Here is a 21995-nt window from a genome sequence, read left to right on the forward strand (position 1 = left end):
GGGGACCGTGCCGCCGTGACCGGAGGACCTCACCCGCCCTCGACGCGCATGACGCTCGACACGTCGCGCACGATCTCGAGCTCGCGGAGCTCCTGGACGGTGGCGGCCAGGGCCGCGTCGGGGGCCGAGTGGGTGACCAGGACGAGCACCGCGTCGTCGGCGTGGCCCTCCTGCCGGACCGTCTGGATCGAGACGCCGTGGCCGGCGAAGGCCTGCGCCACCGCGGCGAGGACGCCGGGACGGTCGTCGACGTCGAGGCTGACGTGGTAGCGCGTGGTCGTCTCGCCCATGGGCCGCACGGGCAGGTCGGCGTAGGCCGACTCCCCCGGGCCGTTGACGCCACCGACCCGGTGGCGGGCCGCCGCGACGAGGTCGCCGAGCACGGCCGAGGCCGTCGGGTCGCCGCCCGCACCCCGGCCGTAGAACATCAGCTCGCCGGCAGCGTCGGCCTGGACGAACACCGCGTTGAAGGCGTCGTGCACCGAGGCGAGGGGGTGCGCCGCCGGGATCATCGCCGGATGGACCCGGACGGAGACGCCGCCGTCGACGCGCTCGGCGATGGCCAGCAGCTTGACCACCCGGCCCATCGCGCGGGCGCTCGCGACATCGGCCGCGGTCACCTCGGTGATGCCCTCGCGGTGCACCGCGCCGAGCGGCACGCGGGTGTGGAACGCCAGCGAGGCCAGGATCGCCGCCTTGGCAGCCGCGTCGAAGCCTTCGACGTCGGCGGTCGGGTCGGCCTCGGCATAGCCGAGCTCGGTCGCCTCGTCGAGCGCTTCGGCGAAGCCGGCGCCCGACTCGGACATCTTCGAGAGGATGAAGTTCGTGGTGCCGTTGACGATGCCGAGGACGCGCTGCACCCGGTCGCCCACGAGCGACTCGCGCAAGGGGCGCAGGATGGGGATCGCCCCGGCGACAGCGGCTTCGTAGTAGAGGTCGACACCAGCGGCCTCGGCCGCGGCGTGCAGGGTCGAGCCGTCCTCTGCCATCAGGGCCTTGTTGGCGGTCACGACCGACGCGCCGTTCTTCAGCGCCGCCAGCACGACCGAACGGGCCGGCTCGATACCACCCATGACCTCGACCACGAGGTCGACCTCGGGGCGGGAGACGAGCTCGACCGCGTCGGTGGTGAAGAGCGACGCGTCGACCGGCACCTCGGGGCGGGGGCGCTGGCGGCGTACGGCGATGCCCGCGAGCTCGAGCGGACGGCCGGCGCGCGCGGCGAGGTCGTCGGCGCTCTCGACGAGGAGCCGGGCGACGGAGGCGCCGACCGAACCACATCCGACCAGTGCGACGCGCAACGGTTCGTGGTCAGGCATTCGGCACTCCCGGGTCGAGCCGCAGCAGGTCGTCGTCGGTCTCGCGACGGAGCAGTACGCGTACGGCACCGTCGCGCACGGAGAGCACCGGCGGCCGCGCGACCGCGTTGTAGTTGCTCGCCATCGAGCGGCAGTAGGCGCCCGTGCCCGGCACGGCGACCAGGTCGCCGGCCGTCACGTCGGAGGGCAGGAACTCGTCCTTGACCACGACATCGCCGCTCTCGCAGTGCTTCCCGACGACGCGGGACAGCGCGGGAGGGGCGCTCGACGCGCGCGAGGCCAGGGTGGCGGAGTAGCTCGCGTCGTAGAGGGACGTGCGGATGTTGTCGCTCATGCCGCCGTCGACGGCGACGTACTGGCGGCGGGCGCCCGCGTCGAGGGCGACCTGCTTGACGGTGCCGACCTCGTAGAGGGTGAAGGTCGTCGGGCCGACGATCGCGCGGCCCGGCTCGACGGCGAGGTGGGGCACGGCGATGCCGAGCGACTCGCACTCGCGCTCGACGATCTCGCGCATGCCCTTGGCCAGGTCGTGGGGCGTGGCCGGGTCGTCGGCGCTGGTGTAGGCGATGCCGAAGCCGCCGCCGAGGTCTGCCTCGGGCAGGACCACGCCGAGCTCGCGCTCGATGCGGGCGTGCAGCGCCAGCACGCGGCGCGCGGAGATCTCGAACCCGGAGGTGTCGAAGATCTGCGAGCCGATGTGGCTGTGGAGACCGACCAGCTCGAGGGCAGGAGCGGCGAGCACCCGGCGCACCGCCTCGAGCGCGTCGCCCGCCGAGACCGAGAAGCCGAACTTCTGGTCCTCGTGGGCGGTGGCGATGAACTCGTGGGTGTGGGCCTCGACGCCCACGGTGACCCGGACGAGGACCCGCTGCACCACACCGGCGTCGGCGGCGACCTGCGCGAGACGGGCGATCTCCTCGAAGGAGTCGACGACGACACGGCCGACGCCCGCGTCGACGGCGCGGCGCAGCTCGGCGACCGACTTGTTGTTGCCGTGGAAGAGCAGCCGGTCGCCGGGCACGCCGGCCGCGAGCGCGACCGCCAGCTCGCCGCCCGTGCTGACGTCGATGCAGAGCCCCTCCTCGACCACCCACGCCGCGACGCCGGTGCAGAGGAAGGACTTGCCGGCGTAGTAGACGGTCGCGGGGGCGAAGGCGTCGCGGAACGCCGCCGCGCGCGCCCGCAGGTCGAGCTCGTCGAGGACGTAGGCGGGCGTGCCGTAGCGCTGCGCGATCTCGACGACGTCGACGCCGGCGACGGTCAGGACGCCGTCGTCGCGTCGCGAGACACCGGCCGACCACAGCTCGGGGACGAGGGCGTTGACGTCGGCCGGCTCCTGCAGCCAGGACGGGCCGAGCGGTCCGGCCTGGCCGTGCAGGGCACCGGCGGGGTGGGCGCGCACGCCTACATCCGCTCGGGGGCGTCGACGCCGAGCAGGCCGAGGCCGTTGGCGAGCACGATGCGGGTGGCCTCGCAGAGCCACAGCCGGGCCCGCGTGAGGTCGGTCGGCGCCTCGTCGCCCATGGGCAGCACCCGGCAGGCGTCGTAGAAGCGGTGGTACGTGCCGGCCAGCGTCTCGAGGTAGCGCGCCACCCGGTGCACCTCGCGCAGCTCGGCGGCGGTGGCCACGACCGCCGGGAACTCGGCGAGCACGCCGAGCAGGTCGCCCTCGCGCTCGTGGGCCAGCAGCGCGGGGTCGAAGTCGTCGACCGAGCCGCGCTCGACGCCCAGCTCGGCGGCGTTGCGCAGCACGCCGCTGATGCGCGCGTGGGCGTACTGCACGTAGAAGACGGGGTTCTCGTTGGCCCGCTTGGTGAGCAGGTCGATGTCGAGCACCATGGTCGAGTCGGTGGACGAGCGGGCCAGCGCGTAGCGCACCGCGTCGACGCCCGCGAGGTCGACGACGTCCTCGAGCGTCACCACCGTGCCGGCGCGCTTGCTCAGCTTGAGGTCCTCGCCGCCTTGCACGACCTTGACGAACTGCCCGATCAGCATCTCGAACCGCGCCGGGTCGTCGCCCGCGCAGGCAGCGATCGCCTTGAGCCGGTTGACGTAGCCGTGGTGGTCGGCCCCCAGCATGATGATGCAGGTCTCGAAGCCGCGACCCCGCTTCGAGAGGTAGTAGGCGCAGTCGGCCGCGAAGTAGGTCGGCGAGCCGTCGCTGCGGACCAGCACGCGGTCCTTGTCGTCGCCGAAGTCGGTGGTGCGCAGCCAGACCGCGCCCTCGGAGTCGTAGACGTGGCCCTGCTCGCGCAGGGTCGCGACCGCCTTCTCGACCCCGCCCTCGGCGTGCAGGGTGCGCTCCGAGAACCACACGTCGAACTCGGTGCGGAACGAGCGCAGCGTCTGCTGCTGGAGCGCGAGCTGCACGCGGTAGCCGGCCTCCCGGAACGCCGGCACCTGCTCGTCGGCGGGCAGCTCGAGGATGCCCGGCTCCTGCTCGAGCACCAGGGCGGCCAGGTCGGCGACGTAGGCGCCCTGGTAGCCGTCCTCGGGCGGCTGCTCGCCGAGCGCCCGCGCCCGGATCGACGCGCCGAACTTGTCCATCTGCGAGCCCGCGTCGTTGATGTAGAACTCGCGGGTGACCTCGGCGCCCGACGCGCTCATGATCCGGCCGAGGCAGTCGCCCACCGCCGCCCACCGGACGTGGCCCAGGTGCAGGGGGCCGGTCGGGTTGGCGGAGACGAACTCGAGGTTCACGCGCTGGCCCGCCTCGGAGCCGTTGCGGCCGTAGGCCGCTCCCGCCCGCACCACGGTGCGGGCGGTCTCGCCGGCGGCGGCCCGCTCCAGGCGTACGTTGAGGAACCCGGGCCCCGCGACCTCGACGGCCTCGACGCCCGCGGCCGAGCGCAGCCGGGCGGCCACCAGCTCGGCGACCTCACGCGGCGGACGGCCGGCCTGCTTGGCGAGCTGCAGGGCGACGTTGGTGGCGTAGTCGCCGTGCTCCTTCTGGCGCGGTCGCTCCACCGTCACCGTCGCCGGGACCTCGACCGCGAGGTCACCGGCCTCGACGGCGTGCCGGACGGCGGACAGGACGGCATCAGCGAGCTCGGCGGGGGTCACCGGACAAGGCTACCGGGGGTGGTCGGCGCGACCGTTCTCGGCGAGATCGCTCACGATGCGCACCAGCTCGTCGGGGTCGAAGGGCTTGGTGACGTAGGCGTCGACGCCGATCTCGCGCCCGCGCCGGAAGTCGGCCTCCTGAGCGCAGGCGCTGACGATCGCGATGGGCAGCGACTCGGTGCGCGGGTCGGCGCGCAGCTGCTCGGCGGTGAGGAAGCCGTCCATGTCGGGCATCGTCACGTCGAGCGTCACGACGGCCGGCTCGACGTCGTGGACCTTCTGCAGCGCCTCGCGCCCGTTGGTCGCCGTCACCACCTCGAAGCCCTCGAGCGAGAGGTTCATCGAGATCAGGTCGCGCACGGTGGCGCTGTCGTCGACCACCAGCACCCGCGGAGCGCCGCCAGCGCCATGAGGAGCCATGCCCGAAGGCTAGACCCCGCGCCTGGGTGGGTAAGGGGCGGTCGTACGCAGTTCATCGATGCACCCCGGAAGCCGGGTGCCGCACGAGGGAGACACATGCAGCAACGTCGCATCGGCGGGGTCGAGGTCAGCGCGATCGGACTGGGCGGCATGCCCATGTCCATCGAGGGACGCCCCGACCGCGACCGCTCGATCCGCACCATCCACGCCGCGCTCGACGCCGGCGTGACGCTCATCGACACGGCCGACGCCTACCACATCGGCGCCGACGAGGTCGGCCACAACGAGTCGCTGATCGCCGAGGCGCTGGCCTCGTGGTCGGGAGACAGCAGCAGCGTCCTCGTCGCCACCAAGGGCGGCCACCTGCGCCCCGGCGACGGCTCGTGGACCGTCGACGGCTCGGCGAAGCACATCCGCGAGGCGGTGGAGGCGTCGCTCGAGCGCCTCGGGGTCGACGCGATCGGGCTCTACCAGTACCACCGGCCCGACCCGAAGGTGGACTACTCCGAGCCGGTCGGCGTGCTCGGCGAGCTGCTCGACGAGGGCAAGATCCGCCTCGCCGGCATCTCGAACGCCAACCCCGACCAGATCCGCCAGGCGCAGGAGCTGCTCGGGGGCCGGCTGGTCTCGGTGCAGAACCAGTACTCCCCCGCCTTCCGCTCGAGCGAGCCCGAGCTGCAGCTCTGCGACGAGCTCGGCATCGCGTTCCTGCCGTGGAGCCCGCTCGGCGGGATCGGCGGCGCGGGCGACCTCGGCTCCAAGTTCGCCGCGTTCCAGCAGGTCGCCGAGGCGCACGGCGTCAGCGCCCAGCAGGTCTGCCTGGCCTGGGAGCTGGCCAAGTCGCCGGTCGTGATCCCGATCCCCGGCTCGAGCCGCCCCGAGACGATCCAGGACTCGGTGAAGGCCGTCGACCTGGTGCTCAGCGCCGAGGAGCTCGCGACCCTCGACGCGGTCTGAGCACGGCAGCGCTGACCTCGACGCAGGTCTGAGGGGCGCAGGCGGGCTGCTAGTCTCGTCTGCGCCCCGAGCCCCCGTAGCTCAGGGGATAGAGCGTCGCCCTCCGGAGGCGAAAGCGCAGGTTCGAATCCTGCCGGGGGCACACACGCACCTCCCGTCCGGACCGCAGGGATCCAGCCCGCAGGGATCCAGCCCGCAGGGATCCAGCCCGCAGGGATCCAGCCCGCAGGGATCCGGACCGGACGCTCCAGCCGGCGGCCCGGCGCGTCGACACCCTCCCCATGGTCGCCCTGCTCGCCCTGCTGTCCAGCCTGCTCTGGGGCACCTCCGACTTCCTCGGCGGCACGCTGAGCCGCCGCGTGCCGACGCTGGTCGTGCTCGCGGTCGGGCAGGCCGCCGCGACCGCCGTCGTCGTCGCCTGCGTACTGCTGTCCGCACCGCACGCGGGCTCGCTCGCCTGGCTGCCCGAGTCGCTGCTCGCCGGGCTCGCCTGGGCGCTGGCCATGGCCGCGTTCTACCGCGCGCTGGCGACCGGCACCATGGGCGTCGTCGCGCCCGTCGCCTCCTGCGGCATGGTCGTGCCCGTCGTCGTGGCCCTGGTCACCGGCGAGCGACCCACGCTGCTCCAGCTGGTCGGCGTCGTCGCCGCGCTGGCCGGGGTCGTGGGCGCGGCCGGGCCCGACCTCGGCGGCGAGCGCGCCGGCGCCCGCCTCCCGCTGCTGCTCGCACTGCTGGCCGCCGCCATGTTCGGGCTCGAGATCACCTGGCTGGCGCAGGCGTCGCAGCACTCGGTGCTGCTGAGCCTGCTGGGCATGCGCGCCGCCGCGCTCGGCGCGGTCCTCGTCGCGCTGCGCGTGCGCCCGCGCCCCGCGCAGGAGGGGCCGCTGCGGCTCGACGCCCGCTCGCTGCTCACCCTCTCGGGACTGGGGCTCATCGACCTCGCCGCCACCGCGACGTACGCGGTGGCCGCCGGCCGCGGCCTGGTGAGCCTGGTCGCGGTGCTCGCCTCGCTCTACCCCGCCGTCACCGTGCTGCTGGCCCGCCAGGTGCACCGAGAGCGGCTCTCCCGCCCGCAGTCGGGCGGCGTGCTCGTCGTGGTCGTCGCGGCCGTCTGCATCGCGCTGGGCGGCGCGAGCGCCTGAGGCGCGGCCCTTTCCCCTGCCCCTGTCCCCCGATCGGCTGATCCGACGGCGGCGGCCGGAGCCGATGAGACCGGGGAGTCGAGGAGAGGTGCCACATGCCGGGAAGCCGGGGAGCCGTCCAGCCGCGCGCAGCCACGCGGTGGGAGCGGCGCGCCACGCTGCTGGCGCTGCTGCCGGTGGTCGCCTTCGTCGTGTCCACCGTGCCCGGCGTCCGCCCGCACGGTGGCTACAGCCTGCTGCTCGACGGCCTGCTCAACAACGTCGCCTACGCGATGGCGCCGGTCATCAGCTGGCTGCGCTCGCGACGCGAGCTGCCGGGCCGCCGCCGCCTCTCGCACCTGATCACCGTCGGGCTCGCGGTCTACGGGTCCGGCAACGTCTACTGGACGATCTTCCTGCGGCCCCTGGCCGACCAGCCGTTCCCGTCGGTGGCCGACGCCTGCTTCCTCGCGTTCTACCCGCTCGCCTTCGCCGCCCTGACGCTGCTGCTGCGCCGCGGTGACGAGCGCCGTTCGGCGAGCCTCTGGCTCGACGGGCTGGTCGGCGGCCTGGCCGTCGGCGCCGTCACGGCCGCCGTCGTCGTCGGGCCGATCGTCTCCACCTCCGGCGGCAGCTGGGCCGCGGTGGCGACCACCGCCGCGTACCCCCTGCTCGACCTGCTCCTCCTGCTCGTCATCGTCTCGACCCTGTCGGTCTACCGCTGGCGCCCGCCGCTCGGCCTCTGGCTGCTCACGGCGGGGATGCTGCTGTTCGTCCTCGCCGACGTGCAGTACCTGTTCGCGACCGCGAACGGCACCTACGAGTCCGGCCACCTCGGCGACGGCGTGTGGGTGCTCGCGACGGTCGTCATGGGCGCCTCGCCCGCGTGGCCGTCGCGCCCCACCGGCCTGCGGCTGCCCACCTGGGCGCTGCTGTCGGTGCCGCTGCTGGCGACGACCACCGCGCTGAGCCTGCTGGTGCTCGACCACGTGCACCCGCTGCACCCCGTCGCCTTCGTGCTGGCTGCGGCGACGGTCGTCCTCGCGCTGCTGCGCCTCGTCGTCACCTTCCGCGAGGTCGCCTCGCTGGCCAACAGCCGCGAGCTCGCCCTCACCGACGAGCTCACCGGCCTCGGCAACCGGCGTGCGCTCTACGACGGCGCCCCGGCGCGGCTGCGCGCCCTGCCCGGGACGACCGGCGTCGCCCTGCTGCTGCTCGACCTCGACCGCTTCAAGGAGGTCAACGACTCGCTCGGCCACCAAGCGGGTGACGCGATGCTGCGCGACGTCGCCGCGCGCCTGCGCCGGGTGCTCGGGCACAAGGCGGAGTACGTCGTGCGCCTCGGTGGCGACGAGTTCGCCTTCCTGCTCGTGGGGCCGGCCGCCGACGACGCCGAGCAGGTCGCCGGCGCGGTGCGCGACGCGCTCAAGGAGCCGCTCGTGCTCGACGGCATCACCGTGCGGGTCGAGGCCAGCATCGGCATCGCCAGCCTGCCGGCCGCCGACGCGGAGCTGCCGACGCTGCTGCGCCAGGCCGACGTCGCGATGTACCACGCCAAGACCCGCCGGCTGGGCGCGTTCGCCTACGCCGCCGAGCAGGACCAGTTCGCCGTCGACCGCCTGGAGATGGTCGAGGCGCTGCGCTCGGCGCTCGTCGACGGCGGCATCGTCCTGCACTACCAGCCCAAGGTCGACACCCTGACCCGCCAGGTCACGAGCGTCGAGGCCCTGGTGCGCTGGCAGCACCCGACCAAGGGCCTGCTCTACCCCGACGCGTTCCTGCCCCTCGTCGAGGACGCCGGCCTCATGGAGCAGCTGACCGGCTGCGTGCTCTCGCTCGCCCTCGACCAGGTCGCGGCGTGGCACGCCCAGGGGCTGCGGCTCGCAGCGGCCGTCAACCTCTCGGCCTCCAGCCTCGTCGACCGCCGCCTGCCCTCGCGCATCGGCGACATGCTCGCCGAGCGCGACCTGCCGGCGGCCCTGCTCGAGATCGAGATCACCGAGGACTTCCTCATGGCCGACCGGGCGCGGGCCCAGCTCATCCTCGCCGGGCTGCGCAGCCGCGGCATCCGCATCTCGGTCGACGACTTCGGCACGGGCTACTCCTCCCTGGCCTACCTCAAGGAGCTGCCGATCGACGAGCTCAAGCTCGACCGCTCGTTCGTCTCGGGCATGGTCGTCGACGAGCGCTCCCTCGCCATCGTGCGCTCGACCATCGGGCTGGCCCACTCGCTCGGCCTGCGGCTGGTCGCCGAGGGCGTCGAGGACGTCGAGACCTCCGACGAGCTGGCCGCAGCCGGCTGCGACGTCGAGCAGGGCTGGCTCTACGCCAAGGCCCTGCCCGCCGCCGAGCTGGAGACCTGGCTCGCGGGCTACTCCGGCGCGGTCGCGGCCCCCGCCGCCGACGCCGCCGCCGCGGTGCGCCCGTGACCGCCACGCTGGAGCCGACCGGGTCGCTGCTCGCGCGCGAGTCGGAGGTCCGGCTGGTCGCCGGCGCGGCCGACGTCAGCGCCCTGGCCGCCGAGCTGGAGGCCCTGCGCACCGCGTGCGACCTGCCCGCCAGCGCGAGCGGTGCCTGGGTCCGCGCGGCAGTGCTCACCGCCGAGCCGCAGGAGCCGTGGGCCGTGGTCGTACGCGGTGCGACCGGCCGCCTCGACGCCGCCGCCGTGCTGCTCGACCGCGCGACCTCCGAGGGCACCCGCACCGTCCTGGCCAGCGGCGGCGACGGCCACCGCGCCGGCCTGCCGGCCGTGGACGGGCCCAGCGCAGCCCTGCTCGCGGACGCGCTGGCGCCCGAGCTGCTGCTGCGCGCCGCCGCCGGCGGCGAGGTCGTGCTCGGACCCGTCACCGACGACGAGGTGGCCCGCGAGCTGTCGCGCGCCACCGGCGTACCGCTCACCGCCGTGGACCCCGTGCCCGCGCTGCGCCGGGACGCGAGCAACGACCTGCGCGACTACCTCTCGCACGGGCTGCGCAAGACGCTGCGCAAGTCGGCCAACCGGGCGGACTCCGACGGCCTCGCGGTGCGCACGGCCTTCGAGACCTCTCCCGCGGCGATCGAGGCGCTCCTCCCGCAGATGGAGGCGGCCTACCGCGACCGCGACCACCAGCACGGTCTCCGCAGCGTCCTCGACGACCCCGCCGGCCTCGCCCTCTGGCGCGCGCGCCTGACCGGGCTGGTCGCCAGCGGCGTCGTCGAGGTCGCGACCCTGCACCTGGGCGACGCGCTCGCGGCCTACGTGGTGGGCCTGCTCGAGCCGCCGGCCTACCGCGTGCTGGAGGGGCGCTTCGTCACCGAGTGGGCGAGGTACTCGCCCGGCCGCCTGCTCGAGGCCGCCGTGGCGCAGCGGGTGCTGAGCACGCCGCAGCTCGAGCTGCTCGACTGGATGACCGGTGTCGCGCCCGAGACGCTGCTCGCCGCCAACGAGAGCGCGCCCCTCGTGGAGCTGCGCCTGCCGGAGCCCGGGCGATGACGCGCACCGGCTCGCCCGCCCGCACGCCCTGGGTGGCGCACCTCTACGCCGCGCTGCTGCTCGGCGTCGGCGCCGCTGCCCTCGTCGTGCACCCGCCGCGGTTCGCCTCGCTGTGGGTGCTGCTCGGGGTCGTCGTCGTGCCGGTGCTCGCGCGCTTCCCGCTGACGATCCTGCGCCAGTCCGCGGGCATCGACATCCAGCTCGACTCCGTCGTGCTGCTCTTCCTCGGCTTCGCCGCACCCGGCGCCGCCCTGCCCGTGTGGGCGCTCGGCTCGGTGCTGGCGCAGGTCTGGGTCACCGGGCGGCCGGTCGCCGTGCGCGTCATCAACGTCGGGCTCTGCCTGGTCGCGGGCACGAGCGCCCTGGCCGCGGTCGAGCTGGTGCCCCACTCGCGGGAGGCCGGCCCGCTCGGCGTCGCCGCTGCCGCGCTGGCCGGGCTCGCCTACTTCGCCGCCGACTACGCCGGCTCCGCGCTCGGCGTGGTGCTGCTCGGGCGCGTCTCGCTGCGCGAGGCGTTCTGGGACGAGACGGCCGGCCTGGTCGCTGCCTGCGCCGGCGGCGTCGCCGCCCTCGGCTACCTCGGCGCGGTGGTGCTCCGCCACGAGCCGTGGGCGTTCCCGCTCGTCACCGTCCCGATCGCGACGGTCGTCTTCGCCGGCTACGCCTACGCGCGTACGCACGAGGAGCGGCTGCGCGTGCGCGCGCTGTTCGACGGGGCCGCGAGCCTGCAGGGCGCTCGCACCGCGGAGGACGTCCACGCGGCCGTCCTCGAGGCCGGCCGCGGCGCGCTGCGCACGCACGACGTGAGCCTGGTCCTGCCGGGCGCGGCCGCCGGCCGGCCGGCCGGAGCGCCCCCCGGCGGACTGGTCGCGCTGCTGCCGGCGCCCGAGGCCGGGGGCGCCGGCAGCCTGGTGGCAGGTGAGCGGCGCAGCCGCGAGCCCTACACCGCTGACGACGCCCACACCCTCGACCTGCTGGCCTCGCTGGCCGCCGAGTCGCTGCGCCGCGTCGGCCAGGTCAGCGAGCTCGAGCAGCTCGCCGGCCACGACACGCTCACCGGGCTGCTGAACGCCCGCAGCTTCCGGGCCGCCCTGGAGCTCGCGCTGCCGAGCCGCCCGGCCGTGCTCTACTGCGACCTCGACGGGTTCAAGGAGGTCAACGACACGCTGGGCCACGACGCCGGCGACGAGGTGCTGCGCACGGTCGCCGGGCGCCTGCGCGGCTGCCTGCGGCCCGACGACTCGCTCGGCCGCATGGGCGGCGACGAGTTCGCCGTCGTGCTGCCGGGGGTCGACCGCGCCGAGGCCGAGGCGGTCGCCGCCCGCATCCTCGACGCCCTTCGCCCGTCGGTGCCGATCGGGCAGGTCGACGCCCACGTCGGCGTCAGCGTCGGCGTGGCCGAGCCGGCGGACGGCACGCCGGCCGCCGAGCTCGTCCGCCAGGCCGACATCGCGATGTACGCAGCCAAGTCGGCCGGCAAGTCGCAGTGGGTCGTCTGCACGCCCGAGATCTACGCCCGGCAGGTCTCGCGCCAGGTCCTCGGCGACCAGCTGCGCGGGGCCGCTGCGCGCGGCGAGCTCGTGCTCCACTACCAGCCGGTCGTCGGCGTGGTCAGCGGCCGGCTCGCCGGTGTCGAGGCCCACGTGCGCTGGGCGCACCCGCAGCTCGGCCTGCTCGAGCCCGAGGCGTTCGTGCCGCTGGCCGAGGAGACCGGCCTGGTCGACGAGCTCACCCGGTGGGTGCTGGCGACCGCGACCGCGGCAGCTCCCCGGCTCTCGGAGGCCGCCGGGCAGGTGCTCCCGCTCGGCATCGACGTCTCGCCGGCCAGCGTGGCGCGCGGCGTGGTCGCCGAGGCCGTGGCGCGCGGCGCGCGGCCCGGCCAGGAGCTCGTGCTCGAGCTCCCGGAGAACGCCCTGGGCGACCCGCGCACGGTCTCAGCGCTCGAGGAGCTGCGGCGCCGAGGCGTACGCGTCGCCGTCGACTGCTTCGGCACCGGCACGTTGTCGCTGGTGGAGCTGCGGACGCTGCCGTTCGACGCCATCAAGCTCGACCCGGCGATCTCGGCGGGGCTGGCGCACGAGCCCGCGACCCGGCGCCTGGTCGGCGCGGTCGTCGAGCTCGCGCACGCCCTCGGCAAGCCGCTGGTGCTCGGCGGCGTCGAGGACGCCGCGTCGTTCGCGGCCGCGCGCGAGCTCGGGTTCAACGCCGCGCAGGGCCCGCACCTCGGCGCGGCGGTCCCGCAGGACGAGCTAGATGGGCTGCTGACCGCGCAGCGAAGGGCCGAGGAGGCGGTCGCGGGCTAGGCCGGACCGGCGGCGACGGCCGCGTCCTCCTCGCGGGCCTGCACGCCGGAGCGGTTGCGCAGCGGCAGCTCCGGCAGGAACCAGACCACGACGAGCCCGACCAGCATGATGCCGCTGGCAGCCAGGAAGACGTTGTCCATCGCGTCGGCGAAGCCGGTCTTGAACGGGTGGGCGAGCGTCGTGCCGAGCCGCTTGAGGAACGAGGTGTCGTCGAGCGAGGAACCGCCCCCGGCGCTCTGCCTGAGGATCTTCGCCTGGTCGGGGTGGTCGCGCAGCGCCGCCGTGAACGCCGGCGTCTGCTGGGCCTTGCTCAGCGCGGAGCCGATCTTGCCGCCCACGGTGCTGAACAGCACCGAGAGGAAGATCGCGGCGCCGGCGGTGCCGCCCATCTGGCGGAAGAACGTCACGGCCGAGGTCGAGACGCCGATCTCGCGCGGCGACGAGGCGTTCTGCACCGCGGTGATGACGGGCTGCATGTTGCCGCCCAGGCCGAGGCCCATCACGACCATGACGAGCATGATCCGCCACATCGGCGTGTCGGCGCCGACGAAGGAGAAGAGGAACAGCGCGAGCACCATCAGGGCGCTGCCCACGATCGGGAAGACGCGGTAGCGGCCCGTGCGGGCGATCAGCTGGCCGGAGAGCACCGAGCCCGCCATGATGCCGAGCACCAGCGGCAGCGTCTGGAGACCCGCCCTGGTCGGCGACGAGCCCTTGACGACCTGCAGGTAGAGCGGCAGGACGAGCAGCCCGCCGAACATCGCCATGCCGAGGATCGCGCTGCTGAGGCTCGCGACGGAGAAGGTGCGGCTGCGGAACAGCCTCAGCGGCAGCAGCGCCTCGTCACCGTAGGCCCGCTCCGCGAGCAGGAAGGCGACCAGGCCCACGACGCCGATCGCGTAGCAGAGCAGCGCCCGGCCGGAACCCCACCCCCACGTGCGGCCCTGCTCGGCGACGGTGAGCAGCGGGACGAGGCTGACGACGAGCGCGGTCGCACCCGGCCAGTCGATGCGGTGGGTGCTGCGCTGCACCGGCAGGTGCAGGACGCGGATCACGACGGCGGTCGCCACCAGGCCGATCGGCACGTTGATCCAGAAGACCCAGCGCCAGCCGGTGATGCCGAGCACCGAGCCCTGGCCGGCGAAGAAGCCGCCGAGCAGCGGGCCGAGGACGCTGGAGGTGCCGAAGACGGCGAGGAAGTAGCCCTGGTACTTCGCGCGCTCGCGGGGCGGCACGATGTCGCCGACGATCGCGAGGGCGAGCGAGAAGAGGCCGCCGGCGCCGAGGCCCTGCAGGGCGCGGAACCCGGCCAGCTGGTACATGTCCTGCGCGAGCCCGCACAGCGCCGACCCGACGATGAAGACGATGATGGCCAGCAGGAAGAACTGCTTGCGCCCGTAGATGTCCGACAGCTTGCCGTAGAGCGGCGTCGAGATCGTCGAGGTGATGAGGTAGGCAGTGGTCGCCCACGCCTGGATCGAGAAGCCGTGCAGGTCGTCGGCGATGGTGCGGATCGCCGTCGACACGATGGTCTGGTCGAGCGCGGCGAGGAACATGCCCAGCATCAGGCCGACGATGATGGTGACGATCTCGCGGTGCGAGAAGCCGCCGCGCTCACCGCCCGGTGCTGAGGGGTTGTGCGATGCGGCGGTGGCTGTCATCAGCCCGTCCTCCTCGATGTGGCGTGCAGCCGACGAGTCTCCCAGCCTCCGCCTGCCCCGGGCAACTGCATACGAAGCCGCCCGGAGCGGAGGTCAGGGGTCAGGAGCGGGACTCGCGCCCGCCGCCCAGCGCCTGCCAGACCTGCTCGACGTTCTCGTAGTCCTGGCCGTCGGGCAGCCGGCGCAGCTGCGCCAGCACCGAGTCGGGTGCGCTGCGCTCCTCCGCGAGGGCGCGCAGGTCGGCGGCGGCGGCAGGCCACACCTCCTTGCCGAGGTACTGCGCGAGCGTGCTGCGCTGCTCGACCTCGTCGGGCGTGATGCCGTCGGGCACGCCGCCGGTGAGCGCCTCGTCGGGCGCCACGCCGGTGCCACGCTGGTCCTCGCCCGAGGGCTCGGGGTCGCGCCACTCCTCGGCGTGCGTGGAGTGCCCGCTGCGCACCAGGCCCTCGACCTCGCCGGCGAGGGCGTCGTCGCGCATGGCGCCGTGCTTGTCGCTTCCGCGTTCGATGCTCATGCCCGAGCGAGTACCCACCCGCCGCCACGGCCCAACCCCCCCCCCGCGGGCCCGTCGCGGCGCGTGGTTGGGAGCCCGCCCTCCGGGCATCCGCTCGCCATGAGCGCGCGCACCGTCCTCGTCACCGGCGCCGGCGGCTCGGTCGCCGGCCAGCTGCTCCCCGGCCTCGCCCACCACTACGACCTGCGGCTGACCGACCGCGAGGTGCCGACGGGACGCGCCCTGCCCGGCCCGCTGGTCGTCGGCGACCTCGGTGACCCCGAGGTCCTCGAGGAGGCCGTGGACGGCGTGCACGCCGTGGTCCACCTCGCGGGCGACCCGCGGCCCGACGCGCCGTGGGACTCCCTCGAGCACAGCAACGTGGACACCTTCCGCTCACTGCTGGAGGGAGCCCGCCGCGCGCACGTCGGCCGCGTGGTCTACGCGAGCTCCATCCACGCGATGGGCCAGTACGAGAGCGACGGCCAGGTGCCGGTCAACCCGTTGTGGCCGCCGGCCCCGTGCTGCGCCTACGGCGCCACCAAGGCGTTCGACGAGGCGCTCGCCCGCGTCTACTCGCGGCGCGCCGGGCTCAGCACCATCGGACTGCGCCTCGGCGCCACCCGGCCAGAGCCGGTGCACGCCGGCCAGCTCGCCGCGTGGCTGGGCCCGAGCGACCTGCAGCAGCTGGTGCGCCGCTCCCTGGAGACGCAGGTGCACTTCGGCGTCTACTTCGGCGTCTCGGCGAACACCCGGCAGCACTTCGACGCCGGCAACGCGCGCCACGACCTGGGCTACGCGCCCATCCTCGACTCCGAGAGGTACGCCGCCACGGTCGCGCCCGGCGAGCAGACCACGACGTGCCTGCTGCGCTGACCACCCGGGTGTCCCGACGGGCGACGCGGGTAGGGACCGTGCCATGAGCGAGGTGGAGCCGGACCTCATCGAGACGACCAAGCTCGTCGCGGTGACGCTGAAGAAGGCGGGCATCCCGTTCGCCCTGGCGGGCGGCTACGCCGTCTACGCGCGTGGCGGGCCGCCGAGCGTCCACGACACCGACTTCTTCCTGCGCGAGGAGGACGTCAGCCGCGCGGTCGCCGCCCTCACCGAGGCCGGGCTCAGCCACGAGGAGTGCCCCGAGGACTGGCTGGTCAAGGTCTTCCACGACTCGCGGCTGGTGGACCTCATCCACCAGATGAACGGACGCCCGGTCGACCTCGAGATGCTCGAGCGCGCCGACGAGGTCGAGGTCGGCTCCGTGCGCATGCCGGTGCTCGACGCGAGCGACATCGTCATCGGCAAGCTGCTCGCCTTCTCCGCCCACCACTGCGACTTCGCCCCGATGCTGGCCGTCTCGCGCGCTCTGCGCGAGCAGGTCGACTGGGACCGCGTCGTCTCGGCGACCGCCGCGTCGCCCTACGCCCGCGCCTTCCTGGTGCTCACCGACGGCCTCGGCATCACCGACGGCGCGTCGGGGACCGGCACCGTCGCGGCACCCCACCTCGAGCACGTACCCGACACCTATGAGGAGACCGCATGACCCGGCTGTCCCAACTGCGCCCGCTCTACGAGGCGGAGGGGCCCTTCGCCACCGCCTACCTCGACGCGACCCGCAGCACCGAGACCGGGGCTCACGAGGTCGAGCTGCGCTGGGCCGCGATCAAGGACCAGCTGCGCGCGGCCGGCGCCCCCGCCGGTGCCCTCGAGGCGATGGAGCCGGTGGCGCTCGCGCCGACGCGCCTGGCCGGCGACGCGACGCTCGTGCTGGTCGCCGACGAGCAGGGGCTGCGCTACACCTCTGTGCTGCCGGTGCGGGCGCCCGAGCGGGCCGCCTTCGGCGCCCTCCCCGACCTCGCGCCGCTGGTCGTGGCGCTGGGACGCACCGCACCGTACGTGCTGGTGCGCATCGACCGCGAGGGTGCCGACATCGACGTGGTCGGGCCCACGGGCGAGACCCGCGAGCACGAGACGGTCTCCGGCGGCGAGGAGAACCTGCACAAGACCGGGGCCGGCGACTGGGCGGCGCTGAAGTACGAGCACCGCACCGACAACCTCTGGGACGCCAACGCCGCACGCGTGGCCCACGAGGTGGACGCGATCCTCGCCCGCACCGGCATCGAGGTGCTGGCCGTCGCGGGCGACGTCAAGGCGGCGGAGCGCTTCCGCGACTCCCTGGGCCAGCACGGGCAGCGCGCGTTCGTGGCGCTCGGGACCGGCGGGCGCGCCGAGGGCACCGACGAGCAGGCGCTGCAGGAGGAGCTCGGGCGGGTGCTCGCTGCCCACGTCGTGCGCGACGCCGAGGACCCGGTGTCCCGCTACCGCCAGCAGACCGGTGCCGGCCACGGCGCGGCGCTCAGCGGCCGCGCGGCCGTGGTCGAGGCGCTGCAGAAGGCGCAGGTCGACACCCTGCTCGTGACGGCCGGGTTCGAGGACGAGTCGCCTCTCTGGGTCGGCCCGGACCCGGTGCAGGTGGCCTCCTCGCAGCAGGCGCTGCAGGACATGGGCGTCGAGCAGGTGCGCGAGGTGCGCGCTGACGCCGCCCTGCTGCGCGCGGCGGTCGGCAGCGACGCCGGCGTGGTCGTGGTGCCCGGCGGCAGGCTGGACCTCCGCGACGGGGTCGGTGCCCTGCTGCGCTACGCCGACGCGTCGACCTCGTGAGCACCCCGCACCCGGCGCCGGTGGCGCCCGGCACGGTGCAGGTCTGGAGCGACCTGTCGTGCCCCTACGCGACGGAGGCGGTCGCCGCGCTGCGCGAGACGCGCGCCGCGCTGGGCCTCGAGCTCGACGTCCACCTCGAGCACCGGGCCTTCCCGCTGGAGACCGCCTCGCCGGGCCACCCCGAGACCCGGGTGGGGCTCGCGGCGGTGCGCGCGGCGTCGGAGCGCTACGGGCTCGAGGCCGGCGAGGAGCTCGACTGGGCGCTGCGCCAGGGCGTCGACGCGACCTCGCGCGAGGCCGTCCTCGAGGCGGCGGGCGCGGTGCCGGGCGTGGACGCCGACGAGCTCGCCGGCCTGCTCGAGCGCGGTGCGGCCGCGGTCGACGCCGACTGGGCGCTGGTGCCCGAGCTCGGCATCGAGGGCAGCCCGCACGTGCGCCTGGCCGACGGGACCTCGGTGTTCAACCCCGGGGCCGGCGGCGACCCGCAGGTGTGGGACGAGCTGCTGCGCCGGGCCCTCGACCCCGGCGAGTGAGCCCCTCGAGGGACCTCTGCCCCGCCCCTCGCCGTGCGCGTCGCGGGGTCGGCACGTGCTGGTCGCGTGCCGACTGCCCGCGGCGCGAGAGGTGCGGATAGCCTGGAGCACGGCTGCCCTGGGCCGGTCAACCCGGTCGTGTCGAATCGTTGCGGAAGTAGGCGAACGTCGCCGTGTCACAGCCCACGTCCTCACAAGGACCCCTCGCGGACTTCGGTCCCAACGAGTGGCTGGTCGAAGAGATGTACCAGCAGTACCTCCAGGACCCCAACAAGGTCGACAAGGCGTGGTGGGACTTCTTCGCCGGCTACGGCAAGGGCGCTGACGGCGCCGCCTCGCCCGCTCCTGCACCCGCTGCCGCACCCGCCGCCCCGGCACCTGCTGCTCCGGCACCCGCCGCTCCGGCACCCGCTGCTCCGGCACCCGCCGCTCCGGCACCCGCCGCTCCTGCACCCGCCGCCCAGCCGCCGGCCGCTCCTGCGGCCGCCGCAGCCGTACCCGCCGCGCAGGCGCCCGCCCCGGAGGCCGTGAAGGCACCGGCACCCCGCCCGCAGGCGGTCCCCGCGCAGGTCTCCACCGTCGTCTCGCCGACCCCGGCGACCCCCGGCGCCGACCCCGCGCCCGCAGCGCCCGCCAAGGTCGAGCCGTCGGTCACGCCGCTGCGCGGTCCGAGCGCGCGGGTCGTCACCAACATGGAGGCCTCGCTCGAGGTCCCCACCGCGACCAGCGTGCGCGCCGTGCCGGCCAAGCTGCTCATCGACAACCGCATCGTCATCAACAACCACCTCAAGCGCGGCCGCGGCGGCAAGGTCTCCTTCACCCACCTGATCGGCTTCGCCGTCGTGCGCGCGGTCGCCGCGATGCCCGACATGAACGCCGCCTACACCGAGGTCGACGGCAAGCCGGCCGTCTCCCGCCCCGGCCAGATCGGGCTCGGGCTGGCGATCGACATGCCCAAGCCCGACGGCACCCGCCAGCTGCTCGTCCCGGCGATCAAGAACGCCGGCACCATGGACTTCTCGCAGTTCTGGGCGGCCTACGAGGACGTGGTGCGCCGGGCGCGCGCCAACAAGCTGACGGCCGACGACTTCGCCGGCACGACGATCAGCCTGACCAACCCCGGCACCATCGGCACCGTGCACTCCGTGCCGCGCCTGATGAAGAACCAGGGCGCGATCGTCGGCGTCGGCGCGATGGACTACCCGGCCGAGTACCAAGGCGCGTCGACCGAGACGATGGCGCGCCTCGCGGTCAGCAAGGTGCTCACGCTCACCAGCACCTACGACCACCGCATCATCCAGGGCGCGCTCTCGGGCGAGTTCCTGCGCCGGGTCCACGCCCTGCTGCTGGGCGAGGACGGCTTCTACGACGAGATCTTCCGCGCGCTGCGCATACCCTACGAGCCGGTCCGCTGGGCCAAGGACGTCCCCGCCTCGCACGAGGACGACATCACCAAGCAGGCCCGGGTCCAGGAGCTGATCCACGCCTACCGCGTGCGCGGCCACCTCATGGCCGACACCGACCCGCTGGAGTTCCGCCAGCGCAGCCACCCCGACCTCGACGTCGTCAACCACGGGCTCACGCTCTGGGACCTCGACCGCGAGTTCGCCACGGGCGGCTTCGGCGGCAAGCCGATGGCGCCGCTGCGCGACATCCTCGGCGCCCTGCGCGACGCCTACTGCCGGCGCGTCGGGCTCGAGTACATGCACATCCAGGACCCCGAGCAGCGCCGCTGGATCCAGGCCAAGGTCGAGCACGTCCAGGACAAGCCCGACCGCGAGGAGCAGCTGCGCATCCTGCGCCGGCTCAACGCTGCTGAGGCGTTCGAGACGTTCCTGCAGACCAAGTTCGTGGGCCAGAAGCGCTTCTCGCTCGAGGGCGGCGAGTCGCTGATCCCGCTGGTCGACGCCGTGCTCGACGAGGCGGCCGAGGCCGGCATCGACGAGGCCGTCATCGGCATGGCCCACCGCGGCCGGCTCAACATGCTCGCCAACATCGCGGGCAAGAGCTACGCCCAGATCTTCCGCGAGTTCGAGGGCAACCAGGACCCCCGCTCCGTCCAGGGCTCCGGCGACGTGAAGTACCACTTGGGCACCCAGGGCACCTTCACCGGCGCCAGCGGCAAGCAGTGCGGGGTCTACCTCGCGGCGAACCCCTCGCACCTCGAGGCGGTCGACCCGGTGGTCGAGGGCATCGCCCGTGCCAAGCAGGACCGGCTCAACAAGGGCGGCGGCGACGCCGGCTACAGCGTGCTGCCGGTGCTCGTGCACGGCGACGCGGCGTTCGCCGGCCAGGGCGTCGTGGCCGAGACGCTCAACCTCTCGCAGCTGCGCGGCTACCGCACCGGCGGCTCGATCCACGTGATCGTCAACAACCAGGTCGGTTTCACGACCTCGCCCGCGTCCTCGCGCTCGTCGTTCTACTCCACCGACGTGGCACGCATGATCCAGGCGCCGATCTTCCACGTCAACGGCGACGACCCGGAGGCGTGCGTACGCGTCGCCCGGCTCGCGTTCGAGTTCCGGCAGCAGTTCCGCAAGGACGTCGTCATCGACATGGTCTGCTACCGCCGCCGCGGCCACAACGAGGGCGACGACCCCTCGATGACCCAGCCGCTGATGTACTCCCTCATCGAGCAGAAGCGCTCGGTGCGCAAGCTGTACACCGAGGCGCTCATCGGGCGCGGCGACATCAGCGTCGAGGACGCCGAGCAGTCGCTGCGCGACTACCAGGAGCAGCTCGAGCGCGTGTTCGTCGAGACCCGCGAGGCGTCCTCGACCCCGGCCGCGCTCGAGGCCCCCGACGAGCAGCACCGCCCGAGCCACGAGGCGCCGCGCGCGACCGCGGTCTCCACCGAGGTCGTCAAGCGGGTGTCCGACGCCCACGTCAACATCCCCGACGGCTTCACCGTGCACCCGAAGCTCAAGTCGCTGCTCGAGAAGCGCGCCGCGATGGCGACCGACGGCGGCATCGACTGGGGCATGGGCGAGCTCTACGCGTTCGGCTCGCTCCTGCTCGAGGGCGTGCCCGTGCGCCTGGCCGGCCAGGACAGCCGCCGCGGCACCTTCGTCCAGCGCCACGCGGTGCTCACCGACAAGGTGACCGGCGACGAGTGGACCCCGCTGGCCAACCTCGGCGAGGGCCAGGGCCGCTTCTTCGTCTACGACTCGCTGCTCTCGGAGTTCGCGGCGATGGGCTTCGAGTACGGCTACTCGGTGGCCCGGCCCGAGGCGCTGGTGCTGTGGGAGGCGCAGTTCGGCGACTTCGTCAACGGCGCCCAGACCATCGTCGACGAGTTCATCTCGTCCTCGGAGCAGAAGTGGGGCCAGCGCTCCTCGGTCGTGTTGCTGCTGCCGCACGGCTACGAGGGCCAGGGCCCCGACCACTCCTCCGCGCGCATCGAGCGGTTCCTCCAGCTGTGCGCCGAGGACAACATGACGGTCGCGCAGCCCTCGACCCCGGCGAGCTACTTCCACCTGCTGCGCTGGCAGGCCTACCACGAGCCGCGCCGCCCGCTCGTGGTCGCGACGCCGAAGTCGATGCTGCGCCTGCGCGCCGCGGTCTCGCACCCCGACGACCTGACCAGCGGCTCGTTCCGGCCGGTCATCCCCGAGGAGCAGCCGCTCGACCCGGGTTCGGTCGACCGGATCCTGCTCTGCTCGGGCAAGGTCTACTGGGACCTCCTCGCCGAGCGCACCAAGCGCGAGGACACCCGCACCGCCATCGTCCGGCTCGAGCAGCTCGCTCCCCTGCCGGTCGACGAGATGGTCGCCGCGGTGTCGGCGTTCCCCGGCGCGGAGCTGGTGTGGGTGCAGGACGAGCCGCAGAACCAGGGCGCGTGGGCTCACATCCTGCTCACGCTGCCCGGCCACCTGGGCGGGCGACCGCTGCGCCGGGTCTCCCGCGCCGCGTCGGCCTCCCCCGCCGTCGGCTCGCACCGGGCGCACGAGGCCGAGCAGCGCGCGCTGGTCACCGCGGCGTTCGAGCGCTGAGCC

General features: G+C 74.1%; 16 protein-coding genes and 1 tRNA gene. 11 read left to right on the plus strand and 6 right to left on the minus strand.

Features of this window, described 5'->3' with window-relative positions; translation table 11 throughout:
- Positions 1–29: 29 nt before the first annotated feature.
- Genes CLV35_RS15675 through CLV35_RS15690 form a run of 4 tightly spaced genes read right to left on the minus strand, consistent with a single transcriptional unit; the run spans position 30 to position 4802 of the window.
- On the minus strand, positions 30–1319 hold the full coding sequence (locus CLV35_RS15675) for a homoserine dehydrogenase (RefSeq protein ID WP_121194448.1): 1290 nt from the start codon (positions 1317–1319) through the stop codon (positions 30–32).
- Positions 1312–2721 (minus strand): diaminopimelate decarboxylase, encoded by a 1410-nt coding sequence (gene lysA / locus CLV35_RS15680; RefSeq protein ID WP_121194449.1) that lies wholly within the window; start codon positions 2719–2721, stop codon positions 1312–1314. The genes CLV35_RS15675 and lysA overlap by 8 nt, the downstream gene beginning before the upstream one ends.
- Before the next feature lie 2 nt (positions 2722–2723).
- Positions 2724–4382, minus strand: a complete 1659-nt coding sequence (gene argS, locus CLV35_RS15685; protein ID WP_121194450.1) for an arginine--tRNA ligase — start codon at positions 4380–4382, stop codon at positions 2724–2726.
- 9 nt (positions 4383–4391) lie between these two features.
- Positions 4392–4802, minus strand: coding sequence for a response regulator (locus CLV35_RS15690; RefSeq protein WP_121194451.1), 411 nt, complete (start codon positions 4800–4802; stop codon positions 4392–4394).
- Between the two features lie 96 nt (positions 4803–4898).
- Here CLV35_RS15690 and CLV35_RS15695 point away from each other — a divergent pair, with 96 nt between their 5' ends.
- The 6 genes from CLV35_RS15695 (at position 4899) to CLV35_RS15720 (ending at position 12655) form a co-directional block, all read left to right on the plus strand.
- Positions 4899–5759 (plus strand): aldo/keto reductase, encoded by an 861-nt coding sequence (locus tag CLV35_RS15695; RefSeq protein WP_121194452.1) that lies wholly within the window; start codon positions 4899–4901, stop codon positions 5757–5759.
- Positions 5760–5829: 70 nt separating this feature from the next.
- Positions 5830–5901, plus strand: a tRNA-Arg gene (locus tag CLV35_RS15700).
- A 139-nt stretch (positions 5902–6040) separates the two neighbouring features.
- On the plus strand, positions 6041–6901 hold the full coding sequence (locus CLV35_RS15705) for an EamA family transporter (RefSeq protein ID WP_121194453.1): 861 nt from the start codon (positions 6041–6043) through the stop codon (positions 6899–6901).
- Between the two features lie 95 nt (positions 6902–6996).
- Complete coding sequence (locus CLV35_RS15710; RefSeq protein WP_121194454.1) at positions 6997–9309, plus strand: putative bifunctional diguanylate cyclase/phosphodiesterase; 2313 nt, start codon at positions 6997–6999, stop codon at positions 9307–9309.
- Positions 9306–10352 carry a GNAT family N-acetyltransferase gene (locus CLV35_RS15715; RefSeq protein ID WP_121194455.1) on the plus strand — a complete coding sequence of 349 codons (1047 nt, stop codon included), beginning with the start codon at positions 9306–9308 and terminating at the stop codon, positions 10350–10352. Before CLV35_RS15710 ends, CLV35_RS15715 begins: the two co-directional genes overlap by 4 nt.
- Positions 10349–12655, plus strand: a complete 2307-nt coding sequence (locus tag CLV35_RS15720) for a putative bifunctional diguanylate cyclase/phosphodiesterase (protein ID WP_121194456.1) — start codon at positions 10349–10351, stop codon at positions 12653–12655. The genes CLV35_RS15715 and CLV35_RS15720 overlap by 4 nt, the downstream gene beginning before the upstream one ends.
- Here the strand turns inward: CLV35_RS15720 and CLV35_RS15725 are convergent.
- On the minus strand, positions 12652–14316 hold the full coding sequence (locus CLV35_RS15725) for an MDR family MFS transporter (protein WP_121194457.1): 1665 nt from the start codon (positions 14314–14316) through the stop codon (positions 12652–12654). The two genes, CLV35_RS15720 and CLV35_RS15725, sit on opposite strands and share 4 nt — an antisense overlap.
- Before the next feature lie 100 nt (positions 14317–14416).
- Positions 14417–14830, minus strand: coding sequence for a DUF2795 domain-containing protein (locus CLV35_RS15730; protein WP_121194458.1), 414 nt, complete (start codon positions 14828–14830; stop codon positions 14417–14419).
- Positions 14831–14929: 99 nt separating this feature from the next.
- On the opposite strand from CLV35_RS15730, the gene CLV35_RS15735 reads away from it, so the two are divergent.
- The 5 genes from CLV35_RS15735 (at position 14930) to CLV35_RS15755 (ending at position 21992) form a co-directional block, all read left to right on the plus strand.
- Positions 14930–15685 (plus strand): NAD-dependent epimerase/dehydratase family protein, encoded by a 756-nt coding sequence (locus CLV35_RS15735; protein ID WP_121194459.1) that lies wholly within the window; start codon positions 14930–14932, stop codon positions 15683–15685.
- Positions 15686–15728: 43 nt separating this feature from the next.
- Positions 15729–16349 (plus strand): nucleotidyltransferase, encoded by a 621-nt coding sequence (locus CLV35_RS15740; protein WP_121194460.1) that lies wholly within the window; start codon positions 15729–15731, stop codon positions 16347–16349.
- Complete coding sequence (locus CLV35_RS15745) at positions 16346–17467, plus strand: baeRF2 domain-containing protein (protein ID WP_121194461.1); 1122 nt, start codon at positions 16346–16348, stop codon at positions 17465–17467. Before CLV35_RS15740 ends, CLV35_RS15745 begins: the two co-directional genes overlap by 4 nt.
- Positions 17464–18000: a DsbA family oxidoreductase gene (locus tag CLV35_RS15750; protein WP_121194462.1), complete on the plus strand. Its 537-nt coding sequence runs from the start codon at positions 17464–17466 to the stop codon at positions 17998–18000. The genes CLV35_RS15745 and CLV35_RS15750 overlap by 4 nt, the downstream gene beginning before the upstream one ends.
- A 173-nt stretch (positions 18001–18173) precedes the next feature.
- Complete coding sequence (locus CLV35_RS15755; RefSeq protein WP_121194463.1) at positions 18174–21992, plus strand: multifunctional oxoglutarate decarboxylase/oxoglutarate dehydrogenase thiamine pyrophosphate-binding subunit/dihydrolipoyllysine-residue succinyltransferase subunit; 3819 nt, start codon at positions 18174–18176, stop codon at positions 21990–21992.
- Positions 21993–21995 lie beyond the last annotated feature (3 nt).

Source organism: Motilibacter peucedani (genome assembly GCF_003634695.1).
GTDB classification, from domain to species: Bacteria; Actinomycetota; Actinomycetes; order Motilibacterales; family Motilibacteraceae; genus Motilibacter; species Motilibacter peucedani.

Excerpts from the sequence above, each read along its gene's own strand:
- CLV35_RS15675 (WP_121194448.1), bottom strand. The coding sequence starts at position 1,319 with ATGCCTGACCACGAACCGTTGCGCGTCGCACTGGTCGGATGTGGTTCG.
- CLV35_RS15690 (WP_121194451.1), bottom strand. The coding sequence starts at position 4,802 with ATGGCTCCTCATGGCGCTGGCGGCGCTCCGCGGGTGCTGGTGGTCGAC.
- CLV35_RS15695 (WP_121194452.1), top strand. The coding sequence starts at position 4,899 with ATGCAGCAACGTCGCATCGGCGGGGTCGAGGTCAGCGCGATCGGACTG.
- CLV35_RS15705 (WP_121194453.1), top strand. The coding sequence starts at position 6,041 with ATGGTCGCCCTGCTCGCCCTGCTGTCCAGCCTGCTCTGGGGCACCTCC.
- CLV35_RS15710 (WP_121194454.1), top strand. The coding sequence starts at position 6,997 with ATGCCGGGAAGCCGGGGAGCCGTCCAGCCGCGCGCAGCCACGCGGTGG.
- CLV35_RS15720 (WP_121194456.1), top strand. The coding sequence starts at position 10,349 with ATGACGCGCACCGGCTCGCCCGCCCGCACGCCCTGGGTGGCGCACCTC.
- CLV35_RS15725 (WP_121194457.1), bottom strand. The coding sequence starts at position 14,316 with ATGACAGCCACCGCCGCATCGCACAACCCCTCAGCACCGGGCGGTGAG.
- CLV35_RS15730 (WP_121194458.1), bottom strand. The coding sequence starts at position 14,830 with ATGAGCATCGAACGCGGAAGCGACAAGCACGGCGCCATGCGCGACGAC.
- CLV35_RS15735 (WP_121194459.1), top strand. The coding sequence starts at position 14,930 with ATGAGCGCGCGCACCGTCCTCGTCACCGGCGCCGGCGGCTCGGTCGCC.
- CLV35_RS15740 (WP_121194460.1), top strand. The coding sequence starts at position 15,729 with ATGAGCGAGGTGGAGCCGGACCTCATCGAGACGACCAAGCTCGTCGCG.
- CLV35_RS15745 (WP_121194461.1), top strand. The coding sequence starts at position 16,346 with ATGACCCGGCTGTCCCAACTGCGCCCGCTCTACGAGGCGGAGGGGCCC.